At 61.3% G+C, this 16,538-nt stretch carries 12 protein-coding genes and 2 tRNA genes; 4 read left to right on the forward strand and 10 right to left on the reverse strand.

What is annotated here, in order from left to right; all coding sequences use genetic code 11:
- Positions 1–956: 956 nt before the first annotated feature.
- A tRNA-Gln gene (locus EHS19_RS08080) sits at positions 957–1,028 on the reverse strand.
- A gap of 39 nt (positions 1,029–1,067) precedes the next feature.
- Positions 1,068–1,140, reverse strand: a tRNA-Glu gene (locus EHS19_RS08085).
- Between the two features lie 407 nt (positions 1,141–1,547).
- Between EHS19_RS08085 and EHS19_RS08090 the strand changes: the two genes are divergently transcribed.
- Positions 1,548–2,714, forward strand: a complete 1,167-nt coding sequence (locus EHS19_RS08090) for an ATP-binding protein (RefSeq protein ID WP_151917258.1) — start codon at positions 1,548–1,550, stop codon at positions 2,712–2,714.
- Positions 2,715–2,988: 274 nt separating this feature from the next.
- Here the strand turns inward: EHS19_RS08090 and gltX are convergent, their stop codons facing one another.
- The 3 genes from gltX to EHS19_RS08105 form a co-directional block, all read right to left on the reverse strand.
- The gene (gltX, locus tag EHS19_RS08095) at positions 2,989–4,551 is read right to left on the reverse strand and encodes a glutamate--tRNA ligase (protein ID WP_421745466.1); all 1,563 of its coding nucleotides are present in this window, start codon (positions 4,549–4,551) and stop codon (positions 2,989–2,991) included.
- 230 nt (positions 4,552–4,781) lie between these two features.
- Positions 4,782–5,477, reverse strand: coding sequence for a PadR family transcriptional regulator (locus tag EHS19_RS08100; protein ID WP_151917259.1), 696 nt, complete (start codon positions 5,475–5,477; stop codon positions 4,782–4,784).
- On the reverse strand, positions 5,477–6,529 hold the full coding sequence (locus EHS19_RS08105; protein ID WP_151917260.1) for a DUF4097 family beta strand repeat-containing protein: 1,053 nt from the start codon (positions 6,527–6,529) through the stop codon (positions 5,477–5,479). The genes EHS19_RS08100 and EHS19_RS08105 overlap by 1 nt, the downstream gene beginning before the upstream one ends.
- An 807-nt stretch (positions 6,530–7,336) precedes the next feature.
- Here EHS19_RS08105 and EHS19_RS08110 point away from each other — a divergent pair.
- Positions 7,337–8,953, forward strand: a complete 1,617-nt coding sequence (locus EHS19_RS08110) for a DUF805 domain-containing protein (RefSeq protein ID WP_151917261.1) — start codon at positions 7,337–7,339, stop codon at positions 8,951–8,953.
- On the opposite strand, the gene EHS19_RS08115 is transcribed toward EHS19_RS08110, so the two are convergent.
- The 4 genes from EHS19_RS08115 to EHS19_RS08130 form a co-directional block, all read right to left on the reverse strand.
- Complete coding sequence (locus EHS19_RS08115) at positions 8,923–9,684, reverse strand: HAD family hydrolase (RefSeq protein ID WP_241677159.1); 762 nt, start codon at positions 9,682–9,684, stop codon at positions 8,923–8,925. The genes EHS19_RS08110 and EHS19_RS08115 overlap by 31 nt on opposite strands.
- A 136-nt stretch (positions 9,685–9,820) precedes the next feature.
- Positions 9,821–10,759 carry a hypothetical protein gene (locus EHS19_RS08120; RefSeq protein ID WP_151917262.1) on the reverse strand — a complete coding sequence of 313 codons (939 nt, stop codon included), beginning with the start codon at positions 10,757–10,759 and terminating at the stop codon, positions 9,821–9,823.
- A gap of 324 nt (positions 10,760–11,083) precedes the next feature.
- A complete protein-coding gene (locus tag EHS19_RS08125) occupies positions 11,084–12,451 on the reverse strand; it encodes an ATP-binding protein (protein WP_151917263.1) in 1,368 nt (455 codons plus the stop codon).
- 203 nt (positions 12,452–12,654) lie between these two features.
- A complete protein-coding gene (locus EHS19_RS08130) occupies positions 12,655–13,314 on the reverse strand; it encodes a histidine phosphatase family protein (protein WP_151917264.1) in 660 nt (219 codons plus the stop codon).
- Positions 13,315–13,844: 530 nt separating this feature from the next.
- Between EHS19_RS08130 and EHS19_RS08135 the strand changes: the two genes are divergently transcribed.
- Entirely contained in the window at positions 13,845–15,287 is a 1,443-nt protein-coding gene (locus tag EHS19_RS08135) for an MFS transporter (protein ID WP_151917265.1), read from the forward strand.
- Positions 15,288–15,294: 7 nt separating this feature from the next.
- Here the strand turns inward: EHS19_RS08135 and EHS19_RS08140 are convergent, their stop codons facing one another.
- A complete protein-coding gene (locus EHS19_RS08140) occupies positions 15,295–15,831 on the reverse strand; it encodes a GtrA family protein (protein ID WP_175578385.1) in 537 nt (178 codons plus the stop codon).
- Positions 15,832–16,045: 214 nt separating this feature from the next.
- Here EHS19_RS08140 and EHS19_RS08145 point away from each other — a divergent pair, with 214 nt between their 5' ends.
- Positions 16,046–16,393, forward strand: a complete 348-nt coding sequence (locus EHS19_RS08145) for a phenylpyruvate tautomerase MIF-related protein (protein ID WP_151917279.1) — start codon at positions 16,046–16,048, stop codon at positions 16,391–16,393.
- Positions 16,394–16,538: the final 145 nt, after the last annotated feature.

The following is a 16,538-nucleotide window of genomic DNA, read 5'->3' on the forward strand; positions in this document are numbered from 1 at the left end:
ACCGCCATCAAGAGCGGCAAAACACACAGGTGTTGCAACCACCACTAAAATCCGCCCGGCCAGCTCGCCGCAATCACGGGCACGCAACGCGCGCAGCCTACCGGCTCGCCGGTCGGCTCGCACAGCACCTACAAACAGCTCCGCTGTTTGCTTCCGGTGCTGTCCGACAAAAGAAGCTGACAATATCATCAACGAACTACTGACGCAAAACTCATTGGCACTTCTTTGCGCATGCTTTTCTCGGGTTTCGCCTTAAGCTCGAGAAAACCTTGCGCTGCGAGAGGCTCTAGCACAAGAGAATCTCGAGATAGCCGTTTGTTTCGAGAATAACTTGCGCAAACAGCCTTCGCAGCGCAAGCTTTTCTCGCAACCAGGGTTTTCCGCGAGAATCTCTTGCGGTAGCGGTCGGTCTCTTAATTGGTTAAATAGCGCTGGCTCCCCTCGGACAGGACGTTGCGTAAAGCAGACAGCGGCCAGCAATCATGGACACCCGCAATCATGGACGCGCTTCGCGCGCGGATTGCTGGCTCGACTGTCGTCGAGCGACGTTGCCTACAAACAGCTCAGCTGTTTGCTTCACGGCAACGTCATCAAAGGGGCACCAAATAGGAATTAACAAACTGCCGACACCAGACGCCAGCGGTCAGCCTCACAATTGTCCGAATGACATTGGTCACGCGACGATCCCTCGCAATGCAACTGCGGTCCATCGTGTAGGGAACTACCCATGATGTAGGGATCCCACAACAGCCAAATCCTACAAACGGCGGAAAATAGCCATTCTCGCTCCCTACACCATGGGGCAATCCCTACATCATGCGAAAAACACTGCAGCATGTGCGAATACGCGAATACGCGAATACGGATTGCGCGCGCTGCGGGGAGGCGGGAGATATTTACAAACCCCCTGAAGGAGCCGATAACAAAAAACCCTCGCCTGAGCGAGGGTTCATTCGCTGGGATGCCTGGACTCGAACCAAGAATGGCTGAACCAGAATCAGCTGTGTTGCCAATTACACCACATCCCAATTCACAAGGCGTTGCAATCTTGCGACTGCGGCGCTTCGTACCCCCAACCGGATTTGAACCGGTGTTGGCGCCGTGAGAGGGCGTAGTCCTAGACCGCTAGACGATGGGGGCATATTCAGTTTTCACTGGCTGCTCGGTAAACCGCGCAACAAATGTTGATAATACACACACCCGTACATGAGCACAAATCACGGCGTGTCGCCATTGTTTCCAAGGGTTTTGCCTGAATCACCGCTGCATGAGACATCCATGCTCGTTATTCCGCAATCGCTATTCCATGATCACCATTTCATGATCGACGTTCCACAATCGGCACCACCCGATCAGCAACCCCAGCCACACACCACACCACTTCACCAACACTCCACCACATCACGATGGCAGTCCAAATCATCAATCAACAGAAGGTCTTATGCGCCTCCACTGACGAATCGTCAACACCTCTACTGATGAATTATCACAAGTTCTACTGATGAATTATCAATAACTCTACTGACGAATCTGCAATCGAGGCACAAATGATCCCACGAACAATCACCAACGAACTCTCCTCCATGCTGTCATGGCTCCCGGTGGTTTCAATAACCGGGCCACGACAAAGCGGCAAGTCGACGCTCATCAGGAACGTTCTGCCCGATTACGAATACGTCAATCTTGAAGACAAGACCGTCCGCGTCAGCGCCACGGATGACCCTGTTGGCTTCATCCGATCGCGCGGTGACAAACTCATCATCGACGAAGCACAGTACGCTCCGGACCTGTTCTCCCAGATTCAGGTCGAAGCCGACGCACGCGGCACCATGGGACAATACGTACTGTCCGGCTCGCAGAACTTCTTGATGGAAAAAAGAATCGGACAATCGCTGGCCGGTCGGGTCGGGATGCTTCAACTGCTGCCCCTTTCCTACACGGAAACGCTTCAAGCGAAGCCCGATCTGACTGTGGATGAATTCATGTTCCGAGGCGGATATCCACATCTCTACGATGTGCCGACTCCAGCGGATATCTATTTCCGGAACTATACGGCCACGTATGTCAGCCGCGATGTAGCGGAGTATCTCAATGTCCGCAACCTTACCGATTTCAACACGTTCCTCCGAGTGTGCGCAGAGAACGCCGCCAACCTCCTGAATCTCACTGCCTTAGCGAGAGATTCAGGAGTTTCCTTCAATACCGCCAAAGAATGGCTCTCCATCCTGGAAGCGAGTTTTATTGTGTTCAGGCTGTCTCCTTATTCCGAGAACACACGCAAGAGACTTACCAAGACTCCCAAACTCTATTTTTATGACAATGGATTGCTGAATTACCTTCTCGGAATCCATTCCTTAGAAGACCTTTTGAATGACCCCAAACGCGGCGACGTGTTCGAGAATCTCATTATTTCGGAAACAGCGAAACGTTACTTCAATAAGAATCGGGATAGCGAACTGTGCTTCTACCGAGACAGTAACCAGAGCGAAATCGATCTGATTGACGCCACTCAGCGACGCAATCCCTTACTGATAGAAATCAAGTCGGGCATGACCGCTCGACCTGATTCCTTCAAACATCTTGCCACAGTCGGAGAAGAACTGGGAGCGCCCGTCGATCGTAGAACGGTTGTCTATCGGGGTACGGAGAGCTTTACCAGCAAGAACGGCAGGTACATTACCGCCAAGGACTACCTTTGCTCCGCTCATTCGTGAACCCACGATATGCCCCCCGCTGGGAGTCCACGCTGCGAGCCCACATATAACAATAACAAACAGAGGTTATGCGTTCAAGGCGGGCATCTGCATGAACAGATGCCCGCCTTTCGCTCCCCTCAGTCAGCTTCGCTGCCAGCTCGTCCTGCAATCAGGTACGCGCTTCGCGCGCGGTTTGCCGGCTCGCCTGTCGGCTCGCACAGCACCTGCAAACAGCTCCGCTGTTTGCCTTACGGTGCTGTCCTGACAAGGGGAGCCATTCAAAACGCCGGATTCACAGGTGTGCGCGCAGGCCCTTCAAACGCGCGATCGTCAGGTCGCGGCCGACGATCTCCATCGACTCGAACAGCGGCGGGGAGACGCGGCGGCCGGACATGGCCACGCGCACCGGGCCGAAGGCGAGGCGCGGCTTGTATCCGCCGTCCTCCACGAGGGCCTTGTTCAGCGTCTCGTGCAGGTGATCGGTCTTCCAATCGGCCTCAGGCACGGCCTCGAGCGCCTCGATGGCCTTGTCCAGTACTTCGCCGGCGGAATCCTTGAGCTGCTTGCGGGCGTCGTCAGCGGGTTCGAGGTATTCCTCGGTGGACAGCAGGGAGCCGACCATGCCGGCGACCTCGCCCAGCAGGCGAACGCGCGGCTGCACGAGCGGCGCAGCGGCGGTCAGGATTTCCTGTTCGCGGGCGGTCAAGTCATCCCAGTTGTCGGCGGAGACGACGCCGTCACGCTTGAGGTACGGGGTGGCACGACGCAGGAAGTCAGCCGGGTCGAGCATGCGGATGTGTTCGGCGTTGATGGAGATGGCCTTGTCGAGGTCGAAGCGGGCCGGGTTGGCCTTGACGTCGCGCACATCGAACTTGGCGATCATCTCATCCATCGAGAACACGTCGCGGTCGGGGGCGATCGACCAGCCAAGCAGAGCCAGGTAATTCAAAAGCCCCTCGCGGATGAAACCGGCGTCGCGATGGTTGAACAGGTTCGACTCCGGATCGCGCTTGGAAAGCTTCTTGTTGCCCTGGCCCATCACGTACGGCATGTGGCCGAACAGCGGAGTGGTCTTGGCGATGCCCAGCGCCTCGAGGTAGCGGTAGAGCACGATCTGGCGCGGGGTGGAGCTCAGCAGGTCCTCGCCGCGCAGCACAACATTGATTTCCATGAGAGCGTCGTCGACCGGGTTGGTGAGCGTGTACAGCGCGTCGCCGTTCGGACGCACGATCACGTAGTCCGGCACGGAGCCTGCCTTGAATTCGATGCGGCCGCGGATGAGGTCGTCAAAGGCGATGTCCTCGTCAGGCATGCGGATGCGCAGGGCGGGCTTGCGCCCCTCGGCGCGGAAGGCGGCCTTCTGCTCCTCGGTGAGGTCGCGGTCGTAGCCGTCGTAGCCGAAGGCCTTCGGGCGGCCTGCGGCGACGTTGCGCGCCTCGATTTCCTCCGGGGTGGAGAAGGACTCGTAGGCATAGCCGGCCTCAAGCAGCTTGGCGGCGACGTCCTTGTAGATGTCGGTGCGCTCGGACTGGCGGTACGGGCCGTGGGGGCCGCCCACGTCGATGCCCTCGTCCCAGTCGATGCCCAGCCAGCGCAGGGCTTCGAGGATCTGGTTGTAGCTTTCCTCGGAGTCGCGTGCGGCGTCGGTATCCTCGATACGGAAGATCAGCTTGCCGCCTGTGGCGCGAGCCTCGGCCCAGTTGAACAGGGCGGTGCGCACCATGCCGACGTGCGGGGTGCCGGTGGGCGACGGGCAGAAGCGCACGCGCACGTCCTTCGGCAGCGCGGGCTTGTCGTTCTTGGTTTCCTGTGCTGCGGTCACAGCAACGTTTTCGGGTTCAGTCATAGGCCCCATTGTGCCGCGTTATCGGGACGTGCCGCGGAATGCGCAAGCGGCTGAGACGCGGGGTGCCGCAAATGCACAGGATTGCGTGGATTTCGGATTCGCTACGGATACGCTGAGGGTTCGCTACGGGATTCGCTACAGAACGATTCCGCATGGAAAACCCGGAAAGCAGGCGTACTGCGCGCACCAACGCGCACACCAACGAGGTGCGCACTTACGCTTGGCTTTGGGCGGACATGTCAGGCGCAACCGCGCGCATCCTTGGTATTGCGCGCAGTCATGCCGCGTACTCGATCGACGAGCGCATCGAGATCGTCGCCAAGATCGCGCGCCAAGTCCGCAGTAAGCGTGCCGTCTGCGTCGGCCGCGCGCAGTACGTCGCGCAAGTCGTGGCTGAACCGGTCCAGCCTACGTTCCGTCGCGACGATTATCGGCTCGTCCGTCACGTTGCGATGCGCCGACGCGCCTGCCGACCGGTTGAGTTCGTCACCATTTGCCGCGTACGTCTGCGCAGACGGCGACGATGAGACCGGCCGCTCGGTTGATGATGCAGCTGACGATGCGTATGTGAGATCGGTCTTCAACGACCACATCGAATCGCGGATGCCTGCGCGCAGCCGATCAGCCAGTCTGCGAACAGACGAATCGATGTCCGACTCCAGCCGATCCGCCTCCTCGCGTCGCTCGGCGAGTTCCGCACGCCCCTTATCGGTGATCGCATAGATGGTCTTGCGACCGACCGTTTCCCTGGTGATGAGCCCATCGTCGGCAAGCTTGGCGAGGCGCGGATAGATCGTACCGGCGCTGGGCACATACGCGCCATCGAAGCGCTGTTCGATGGCCTGCATGAGCTCGTAGCCGTGCATCGGCGATTCGGCGAGCATCGACAGCAGATACAGGCGCATCTGGCCGTGCGCGAAGATCGGAGTCGCCATCACGCTCTCCCAGCGACGCCTGCGTTGTCGGCGTCGGCGGCGTTGGCGGCGGCAGCGGTACCGTCAGTAGCGTCGGCACGACGCGCGATCCTGAGTTTTCCGCGCACCGCCGAGAAACGAACCGTCGTCGGCGGCTCCTGACGCGGGCCGTCCTCGTAGTCAAGCCCATGCCTGATGCCGAATCGCCGCCCGCTGATTTCCGCCCTGCCGGACAGCGCCTCGGCATGGCAGCGCAGGTGCGCGCGGGGATCAAGCCGCACGAATGCGCTGCCGCTCACCGAATGGACCTGTATGGACTGCGGCGATCCGATCATGTCGGCATAGAGGCTGCCGCTGACCGCGTCGATTGTGATCGTCGTGCAGTCGCCGCTGACGATCACGTCGCCGCTGACGGAGTCGGCGTCCACCGAACCGTGGTGATTGCGCGCCTCGATCTTTCCGGAGACGGTATGCATCCGAAGGCTCCCGGAAACACCATCGGCGAGCAGCGTACCGGAGACGGTGTTCAGTGTGGCGCCGTTCGTCAGACCGCCGATCAGAGCATCGCCCTCGACCGAGACGATTCTTGCCGCCACGTCGCGCGGCACGAGCAGGCTGACGTCGGCGTTGACCCTCGATGAGACGCCCCTGCCGACCCAGCTGGAGCTCCGGCCGGAGCGGCCTGCCGCGTTGTTCCCCGAGCGGCCGAACAACCAGTTCAATACCTTGAATACTCCCGTCGGCCCGCTTGCCCTGATGGAGATCGGCTGGCGCTCATCGAAATCACGCACGATCAGCTTGTCACCGTCGCAGACGACTTCGACGGGCAATTCGCGTACGTTGGAGACTTCCAGTCTGCATCCGGGCTCATCGCTGCCGATTACGTCGATGCGGCCCTTTGCGATGGCGACGCGCAGCTTGCGCACATCGTCGAAGTCGAAGGTCTTGCTTTCACCCTCACGCACTTCCCACCGCTCGACGCCATTGTCGGCGCGACCTTCGCGAACAGCATCGTTGTCGTTGCCCTGCGACGGTTCACCGGAACCGTTCGATTGCGTTTCGTTTGACATCATGACTCCTTACATTTGCGACGACCGCGTCGCCGATGCGCGACGGCGCGCATCAGCAGCCGCGTTTCGCGATATATCGCGTTCTTGCCATCACTATAATACGATATATCGCGATATATCGTCAACGTGTCGCGATGCACATGACGCCACGAAGGTTCAAGAAGGCACGAATCGTCCGTAACTGCGCGCGATTACGAGATCCCCGCGCAGTTACGGACGAAAAAGACAGTCAAATCGTCCGTAACTGCGCGGACACATGCCGATCACGCGCAGTTACGGACGAAAACCCCACCGACACCCACCAGCACTCACCGCCTGCGCCGACCTGAGTCGGTCTGTGCGCGATCAGGCCGACAGTCCAAGAAAGAGCGCCGCGAGATCCTGAAGATCGTCGTCGCGAGCACTGCTTGCGTCATTGGTCGGTGCCGATCCGATTCCGATTCGATTGTCGTTCATGGGATACCTCCTCGCTGAGTATCACGCGCTTACGTCTTGGGGGCCTTCCCCGCTGGGTCAATCTTTCACGTTGATGACCGCTTCCATGAATAATGATAGCGCAACCATCCTTGAAATACACCTAAAACCACGTATGCATATTGTGATGGCCCGCTCAAATTGGAACCGCTTACACGCAATCCCCGGCATCGCAACGATCGTTCACCGAAACATCCATGCCGACATCACGCACAATTCCTCTCCCCTCGGCGCGTCACGGCGGTATTCGGCAGGCATCACGGGATTCGCCAAGCGCGTCGGGCGGGAATGTGAAACAATGGATGCATCAGCAACCCGCGACGTAAGGGGGAACACATGAGCGACGACAATCCGTTCATGCCGCAAGGGGACGATCAGGCGCCGGTGCCATCGGCGCAGTATCAAACGCAGCCGGGACAGCCATACGGCGCGAATCCATACGGGGCACCCGGGCAGGTCCCCCAATATCAACAGCCCACGCAGCCAGCCGCATCAGAACGGCAGCATACATCGGCATCGCAGCCAGCCGCGCCAGCCTACGGTCAGGTTCCGCAATACGGGCAGATCCCGCAATACGGGAAGCCGTCGCAGCCCCGCGATGCCGCGCAATCGACCACATCAGTGCGAGCCGGCTACGCCGCCCCGGCGGTCCCGCGCTATGGCGATCCGATCGAGCAGTCTGCGCAGCCAGCCAATACCGCCCCGGTCAATCCGTCACAAGGCAATCCATCACAAGGCAATCCGCCACACGACAACCCATCGCAAGCTATTCAGCCGTCGAGCGCAACGGGCAGCCAGCCTCAGGTTCCCGTATACGGCGAGCCGCAGCCAGCCGCGAAGGCGACCACCGCCGTCAGCGAGGCGACGCCGGCAGCAGCCACAGCCACCGCCGCAAGCGTGGCAGCGGCAGACAGCCAGCCGCAACCGACCCGACCGCAACCCGAATACGGGCAGAATGCGCCGTCGTACAACCCCGCCGCATCGCAAGCCACCGCATCGCAAGCCACCGCAGCGCAAGCCACCGCAGCGCAGCCGCCGTACACCCCCGGCGCAGCCCCGGCGGGCGCCACTCCGCTGCCGCAGGGCATGCCGCAGTTCGACCAGTATGGCCAGCCGTCCATTCCCTACGGCGTGCTCGGCGAACCGCCGATCGACAAGCCGTGGTACGGCATCGGCTTCGGCGCCGCCATCGCGCGCTTCTTCCGCAAATACGCGACGTTCACCGGGCGCGCTTCCAAAGGCGAGTTCTGGTGGCCGTTCCTGCTGTTCGTCATCGTGAACGTCGTCACCGGCATCGTCACGATGGTCAGCTTCTGGGTCGGCGAAGCGCTGTCCACCGTGTGGCTGCTCGCCGTGATCGTGCCGTTCACCTCGGCGGGTGTGCGCCGACTGCACGACACCGGCCGTAAGGGAAGCTGGATGCTTCTGCCCGGCATCCCGTTCATCCTCACGCAGCTGATCAGCTACGGTTGGCTGTACTACATGTTCAAGCTGGCGGCCAAGCTCAAGCCCTGGTTCGAGGCCGGCGGTCAGGGCACGATTCAGCTCAGCGAGCAGGAGTCGGCGGCCGTGCTGCTGCCGCTGCTCGCCATCGTAGTCACCGGGCTCCTGTACATCATTTCGCTGATCGCGCTGATGGTCGGCGCGTCGCATCCGTCCGGCGCGCAGTTCGATGCCGCGCCCGGTCAGTCGAATACTGCGCCGCAGACTCCGGGGAATGCCGCATATGGTGCCGCCTACGCCGCAGGGGCGAGCGCGTACGGCCCGGCATATGGCGGCGCGTATGGTGCACAATCGATGCCGCAGACGCAACCGCAACCGCAGCAACCACAGCAGCAGGCGGCGCCGCAACAGCCCGAGTACGGTCAGTATGCCGGCGCGCCGGTTCCTTCGGTGTCGGCCGGCGCGCCGGTGCCGCCCGATCAGCGATCCGACAACCGGATATCGCGATAATCGCTGATCGTGTAGTCGTAGAGTCCGCGCAATGCCGGATCGTCGGTGACGCGGACTCGCGCCTGGCCGCTGACCGCGACGACGGTCGCTCCGGCGGCGCGCGCGGCGGTCAGACCGGGCAGCGAATCCTCAAAGATGATGCATTGACGCATCTCAGCCGCGTCGCCGACGGCTGCGACGGATGCGTCGGATGCGGCTGCATCGGATGCGGCCGTCGGCGATACGGCCGGGAGCACTCCGGCAAGGCGCGCGGCGGCACGATACGGCTGCGGACTGGGTTTGTGCTCCACGGGATCGTCGCCGCTGATCGAGGCGACGAACGAGCCGGCCGGGGCGTGGGCAAGCACATTGTCGACGATCGGACGCGGCGAACCGGTCACCAGCACCGACGGGATGCCTGCGGCGGCAAGCTCAGTCAGCAGTTCGCGCACGCCCGCGACCCACGGCATCCGCGCCTGTTCCATCGCCAGCACCTCGGCGGTCATCTGCGCGACCGCCACCTCATCGCTCAGCTCGTCGTCAAGGCCATGCTCATGCAGCAGCCGCATCGTCGTCGGGAACGATGAGCCTTGCAGCGCTTCGGCGAGCGCCTCGCTCCACACGCCGCCATGGCCTTCGAGCACCGAGCGTTCCGTCTGGACCCAGTACGGGTCGGAGTCGATCAATGTGCCGTCCAGATCCCAGAACACCGCCTTCGCGCTGCGCAGCGCGGTCGCAAGATCGGTCATCATTCCGTCCTTGTCTGTTGTGGCTTGCCTAGTTGTGGCTTGCCTGTCAACCGGCCTTTATCGGGGTTGCCGCCCGCCTGATCGCTTGATCGCCGACCTAGTTGGCGACGCCGACGCGCCTGATTGTCCACGCGCCGGGTCACAGCTCCACGTGCTCCTTGCCGGCATCGTTCGTGGGCACGTGCGCGAACTTGGCGGCCAGCGCCTCCTTGTTGCGACGCTCGTCCTCCTCCTTGGCGAGACGCTTCGCCTCGTCCGGGTCCCACAGCACATCGTCGCGGTGTTTGCGCCATTCGTCGGCGGCCAACGGAGCCGTGAGCGTGGCGAGGGCCTCAAGACGGAGGAACGTCACATCGTCGCCGGACTCGGCAGTCTGAGCCGAAGGCTGGGCAGCGAACCATACGTCCAGCAGCTTGCGCGTCTGGTCGACGGTCATGAACACGCGCGGCATCGCAATGCGTTCATTGATCTCATTGATGGCGAGCAATGCCGGCAGCAGCGAGCGCACGCGGCGCGCGTCGACGGCATGGGAGTCGGCATCAGCGGCGGCGATCAGCGCATCTGCGGCGATGATCGACAACGCGAACCGCTGCGCAAACGCCGCCACATCAGCAGCATCCGGTACAGTCGCATGCTGCACGGCATCGGCCGCATGCTCAACGGCGTGCACAATGCCGTCCACCGCCTGCGAAACGGACGCATTCCACGGTACACCGAGCGATTGCGCGGCATCGTCCAGCACCGACGCATCGCCGTCGTGAGCGAGGCCACCCATCGCATCATAGGCGTCATTCGCGGCGATCAGCGCGTCGACGAGCGACTGGGGACGGCCGGGAATCTCATCGGCGCCCTCGTAGACGAATTCGGCGTCCGGCATGGTCACCGTCTCGCCGGTCAGAAGCATCGCGATCTCGCGCGTGATGCGCACCTGAAGATTCTCCGCGTATTTGGCGTCGTTATCCATCCGCGTCGAATCGGTCAGCGGCCACAGCGACACCAGCGCCGCACCCGCCTCGGCGGCATCCTGCACCGGCCCAAGCGCCGCAATGCGCGCCACCATGCTCTCATCGATCACCATATTCGCTCCTTTGCGCTGCCGACGGTCGCCGACATATCCGACATATCCCATATATCTCATAATGCTCACCGGATGCCGCCGCCTGTGCGCGATGCCGCGCATCGCCCGCCGACGGCAACCGGCAATCCCATGTACGATCCACGTCCGATTCTACCGCCCCGTTAGCGCACACCGGCTGCGGGGTCCGCATACGTGATCGACATCACGCGGCCGGTCTCTTCTCCCGCTCTCCGCATACGAAAAACCGGTCACTCACACACGGCACGTTCTGCAATCGTTCGGCAATCATTCGGCAATCATTCGGCAATCAGGAATGACCCCAGATCAACGCAGCAACCATTTCCATGCCGGAATCTGATGAATCACACGCCCTTCCTGCTCGTAATCGCGCTCCTCACCATCGCCCACGATAACGGTGCCTTCCTTCATGTCCCGCTCCGCCATCATCTCCCATAATGCGCGCGTCTCGCGCCGAACAGTCGCCGCATCATCCATGTTCACCGTGACCTGATACAACTCGTACGTCTCGCTCTGAAGAGCGTCGCCTACGACGAAATCGACTTCATACCCATGCTCACGAGTGCGATACGAAGCAATACCGTCACGCCGGAAACCGACATTGCGGCGTCGCAATTCCAGATACACCGCCTCTTCCAGACGCTGGCCTTCATCACGGACACCGGCGCTCGCCACCGCAGCAGCCAGACCAGGGTCTATGGCATACACTTTGGGCATTGCCGTGGTCCGTTCACTGAGCGCCATCGAGAATTCGCGCAATCGGAATAGCAGATAAGCGTCTTCAAAATACCCGATGAGGTCTCCGAGCATCTCTCGACTCGCGGGCATGCCGGCTGAGCGCAGATCATTCTCAACCTTGCGCATCGACAGCTGCTTGCCGTTGGATCCCAGCGCACGCCGCGCCAGAGCGGAAGCAACCCTAGGGCGCGAGATATCATGACGCTCAACTACGTCCCGCAACACCACGCGTTGCACATACGACTGCAACAGAGCGATTCTCTGCGGGTCGGGAAGCTCCTGAACCGCAGGGAAACCACCGACAGTCAGGTAACGTTTCATTGCGTTCCGCAACAGGAGCCGCTCCTCGAGCGAGTATGCTTTGACACCGTCGTCGCCCGCATCCAGTTCGACAGAGCCGACGGCATCATTCGCACGCACGAATTCCCGGAAGGAATACGGCAGCAACTCGAAATCCAAGGCCCGCCCGCGAAACTCCGTTGCTATCTCATTCGAGAGCATCTTGGAGGAGGAGCCGCTGACATAGATTGTGGCTTTGGCGTTATCTACAACACGGCGCAGCCACGCTCCCCAGTCGCGCATCTCCTGCAACTCATCGAAAAACAGATAGACGCCTTCGCGCAAGCCCTCTGGATGCGCCGCGTAAAACGCTTCCAGCACTTCATCTCCAGTGGCCGGAGTGACTGACCCTAAACGATCATCCTCAAAATTGAAATAGCAGATGCGGCTCCACGGGATGCCCGACTCATGCAGCATTTCCATTTCCTGAAACAGGCGATAGCTTTTGCCGCTACGCCGCATGCCGGTCACTACCTTAACCAGATTGCCAGCCTTTGGCGCCAACGGTTTTCCCAAATCCAAATCACGCGCGACGATTGGCTGAAAGTCCTTTATCGTGAAGCTGGCCAGCTTTTCCGCAATCACTGGATTTGCCATAGACACCACAAGCTCCCGTCATTCATCGTCATTGCCCACGTCATACTACCATGATCACGCAAACTGGTAACTTTGCTTTTCCAGTTTTCGAAAAATTGGGAAAGCAGCGTTACCAGTTATTGAAAAACTGGTCACCTTGCGTGACCAGTTTGCCTGTTGATGATTCATGCCGCGACGATGATGCCCATCGGCAGCATAACGTGTCACTGCACACCGGCTGCGGGGTCCGCATACGTGATCGACATCACGCGGCCGGTCTCGTTGTCGTAGGTCACGGACGTGACGGACGCGAGCGCGGTGTGCCGCAGGAACATCCAGTGCTCCGGGTGCCCGGTCTCCAGATAATGGCGGTACGACCAGATCGGCGACTCGTGGCTGACCACCACGATCTGCTGGCCGGGATGCCGGGCGACCTTCTCGCGCGCGAACGCGTCCATGCGCGCCGCGATATGCCGGTAGGACTCGCCCCAGCTCGGCCTGTACAGGTTCAGGACGAGCTTCCAGTTGCCGTTGCGCCACAACGCGCCCTCGCCGTGCCCGATGCGAAGCCCGCGGAACTCGTTGCCGGCCTCGATCACCCGCTCGTCGACGGTCAGCTCCAGCGGCTCCTCTCCTCGCTCCCCGCGCACGGCGTTCAACGCGTCGATGATCGCACCAGCGGTCTCGCGCGTGCGGTCCAACGGCGAGGAGTACACGGCGGCGATCGTATTGGTCCGCGGATTGCTCGCCAGATAGGCGGCCGTGGCCTGCGCCATGCGCCGGCCCACGTCGGACAGATGGAAGCCGGGCAGTCGCTCATAGAGCAGATGGCCCGGGTTGTACACCTTGCCGTGGCGGACGAAATGGATGGTGGTGGCGGTCATGGCGGTGTCTGCGGCCTTTCCGCTGCGGTTCGCGCAGCAACGACGGATCGATCGGCATCGCCCACGGAACACGACGCGACAGTTGCGAGTCGCAACCGGCTGCGCACCGCCATCACGGCACCCAGCGAATCCAAGGCGCACCGCCATCGGGCTGCCGACCGACATCACGTATCGAATGCAATGATTGCAAGTCAATGGCGATCTGCGATCAACTATGAAAAATTATGCCGACGAACCGGCAATGTGACCGATCACAGCGTGTCGAGATGCACCAACCCCCTACAATAATGGCTTGACGCAATTGGGAACCGACAACTCGTCAACGGCAACTCGTCAGCCAACGGCAACACGGCAGCAACGACCAGCAGCGCGGCAGCACAGCGGCAACGCGGCGGCGACGACCGAAAGACGACCGACGGCACCCTCCTTTGCGCGACCAACAGGACAGCATCAATAACGATGAGGGCCTCTCCGCCAACGCCACGGCGGCGAGGGACATCCAATCGGGAGCGGAAAGGAGCGGGTGCAGCATGTCCAAATCATCTCAATCATCCACATCGTCGCCATCGGCGCTCAAAGATCTTGCCTCACGCGTATTCGGCGGCTACGCGGAACTGCTGCGCATGCCGCACACGGCACGATTCTCCATCGGTTCGGTGATCGCCTGCATGCCGTTCCCGATGACCGCCATGACGATCACGATCTCCGTGCAGTACTACTACGGCAGCTACGCGCTCGCCGGCAGACTCACCGCACTGCAGGCCATCGCCATGGCCATCGTCACACCGCTGCTCGGCAGACTCACCGACAAGTTCGGCCAGCGACAGATCACAATACCGACGATTCTCGTATGGATCGTCTCGGCGATCGCGCTGATCACCGCCATCAGCAACAGGGCCCCGGAATGGGTGCTCTACTGTCTGACGCCGCTGCTCGCCGCCATTCCGCCGTGGGGCGCGATGAGCCGCGCCCGCTGGACCCGCCTGCTCAAAGGCGATCGGGAACGCACCGATCGCGCACTGGGCCTGTCGGGCGTGTTCGACGAATGCATGTGGGTGATCGGCAATCCGCTCGCCTCGACGCTGGCCGTGATCTCCGGTCTGCTCGCATTCTCGTTCACCGGCGCATGCGTGGTCATCGGTGCGCTGATGTTCCTGACCGAACTGTCGACCGAGCCGCCGTCGCAGACCGTGCTCGCCCGACGCGCCGGCATGACCCGCAAGGAGTACCGCGAGCGCGAGGCGGCAAAGGCGCGGGCGCTGCAGGCGGCCACTGCTGCCGAGCATGCGCGCGCCCTCGCCGTGGCGCAGGGGCTGTCCGACGAACAGATGAAGGCCGCCGTCGACAAGGCGCGCGCCGACGCACTCGCCGGACATAAGGAGTCGATCTGGGGGCCAGGCCTTGTCGCCGTGTGCGTGACGTGGTTCTCGCTCGGCGCGTTCCAGGCCGCGGCCAACATCTCGATCATCGCCTTCGCCACCGAGGCGAACATGAAGCAGTACACCGGTTTCGTCTTCGCGTGCTTCTCGATCAGCTCGCTGACCGGCGCACTGGTCTACGGCGCGAAGAACTGGACGATTCCGCTGTGGAAGCGCTTCTACTTCTGCCTTGCGATCGTGAATCTCGGCATCGGCACGTTCATGTTCGCCAAACACCTGTGGGTGATCATGATCATCTATCTGATCATCGGCGTATGTCAGGCGCCCACATGGATCAACGGCAACCAGCTGATGCTGCATCTCGTGCCGCCGACGCGCTTCACCGAAGGCGTGGCATGGATGGGTGCGATGAACTCCATCGGCTCGTCCGTCGGCTCGGCGTTGGTGGGATTGTGCATCGACTACGCCGGCTCGCATGGCGGATTCATGATGACGACGGCGTTGGCGCTGGGATCGCTGGCGTTGGCATTCGTCGGATTCCGCCAGATCAAGTCGAGCACGGAGGCGCCGTCGCTGACGGAAGTGAGCGTGTGAGCGAGCGCTACTTCTGCCAGCCCTTCGGCGTGTGCTCCAGCGACCAGACGCCAAGCCTATGGGAGAAGCTGTTCTGCCACTTGGCTTCAAGCTGCTCGGCGCTCAGCTTGTTTTCCGCGGAACGCAGACGGTTCATCGCGTTGGTATGCGTGTCGTCGAGCAGCCATTTGCGGATCAGGAAGTTCCAGACCATCACCACGGCGGTCGCAATCAGCTTGCCGATGTTCGTGCGCAGCAGATATTCGGCATGCTGCGAGACGAACGCGTCGCGATTCATGCCGTAAGTCGAAATCCAGATGATCAGATCATTCATGAACAGGCCTACGACCGCGGCCGCGACGAAGATCAGGATCTCCATCCAGCGGGCCATGTCCTCGCGATGCTTGAACACGAACTTCATGCTTGCCAAGTAGTTGAAAATCAGCGAGATGATGAATGAAATGGTGGCCGCGATCACGTTGTGCATGTGGAACGCGCCAACCAGCAGATTGAGAATACCCCAGTCGATGACGAAGGCGATCACGCCGACGATACCGAACTTCATAAGCTGTGCAATCAGTTTCCTCACGCAGGCCATTAAACACGACCGTGCTGATAATGCCGATACACGCGGCCGCATCGACCGAGCCGTGCCGCACAACCGATCCCGTGCGCATGCCGTGCCCAACCAGGGTGTCAAAGCAGAATGCAGTATGCGGAACAGGGTTGCCGGACGATTAGGATACATAGTGAACAGCATCAACCATCAGGAGGTCATCATGCCCGTCATTCACACCCATGTCTCCGTCAAGACCACGCCCGAACAGCGCGAAGCGCTCAAAGCCGCCTACGGCAAGGCGATCACCGCGGTTCCCGGCAAGTCGGAAAGCTGGCTCATGTGCCCGTTCGAGGACGACATGCCGATCTACTTCGCCGGCAGCGACGACAAGCCCGCCGCATACGTCGAAGTGAACGTGTTCGGCCGCTCGGTGCCCGGCTCGGCTTGGGAGAAGCTCACCGAATCGATCATGGCCGCGCTCAATTCGACGCTCGGCATCCCCGAGGACCGCACGTACATCCGCTATACGGCGACGACGGATTGGGGGTGGAACGGCGGCAACTTCTAGTTGCCACCGTTCCTTCGCGGACGCCACAGCGCGTCCGCTCACCTCACCTACGGACCGTCCACCGGACGCTCCGTCAAACGGTTCGGGGCGGCAACTTCTAGTTGCCACCGTTCCTTCGCAGACGCCACAGCGCGTCCGCTCACCT

Source organism: Bifidobacterium jacchi (assembly GCF_009078285.1).
Lineage (GTDB): Bacteria > Actinomycetota > Actinomycetes > Actinomycetales > Bifidobacteriaceae > Bifidobacterium > Bifidobacterium jacchi.

Bases quoted from the DNA above. Each gene is read 5' to 3' on its own strand.
- EHS19_RS08140 (WP_175578385.1), bottom strand. From the start codon at position 15,831: ATGAAGTTCGGTATCGTCGGCGTGATCGCCTTCGTCATCGACTGGGGT.
- EHS19_RS08090 (WP_151917258.1), top strand. From the start codon at position 1,548: ATGATCCCACGAACAATCACCAACGAACTCTCCTCCATGCTGTCATGG.
- EHS19_RS08120 (WP_151917262.1), bottom strand. From the start codon at position 10,759: ATGGTGATCGATGAGAGCATGGTGGCGCGCATTGCGGCGCTTGGGCCG.
- EHS19_RS08130 (WP_151917264.1), bottom strand. From the start codon at position 13,314: ATGACCGCCACCACCATCCATTTCGTCCGCCACGGCAAGGTGTACAAC.
- EHS19_RS08110 (WP_151917261.1), top strand. From the start codon at position 7,337: ATGAGCGACGACAATCCGTTCATGCCGCAAGGGGACGATCAGGCGCCG.
- EHS19_RS08125 (WP_151917263.1), bottom strand. From the start codon at position 12,451: ATGGCAAATCCAGTGATTGCGGAAAAGCTGGCCAGCTTCACGATAAAG.
- EHS19_RS08145 (WP_151917279.1), top strand. From the start codon at position 16,046: ATGCCCGTCATTCACACCCATGTCTCCGTCAAGACCACGCCCGAACAG.
- EHS19_RS08105 (WP_151917260.1), bottom strand. From the start codon at position 6,529: ATGATGTCAAACGAAACGCAATCGAACGGTTCCGGTGAACCGTCGCAG.
- EHS19_RS08115 (WP_241677159.1), bottom strand. From the start codon at position 9,684: ATGATGACCGATCTTGCGACCGCGCTGCGCAGCGCGAAGGCGGTGTTC.
- EHS19_RS08100 (WP_151917259.1), bottom strand. From the start codon at position 5,477: ATGGCGACTCCGATCTTCGCGCACGGCCAGATGCGCCTGTATCTGCTG.
- gltX (WP_421745466.1), bottom strand. From the start codon at position 4,551: ATGGGGCCTATGACTGAACCCGAAAACGTTGCTGTGACCGCAGCACAG.
- EHS19_RS08135 (WP_151917265.1), top strand. From the start codon at position 13,845: ATGTCCAAATCATCTCAATCATCCACATCGTCGCCATCGGCGCTCAAA.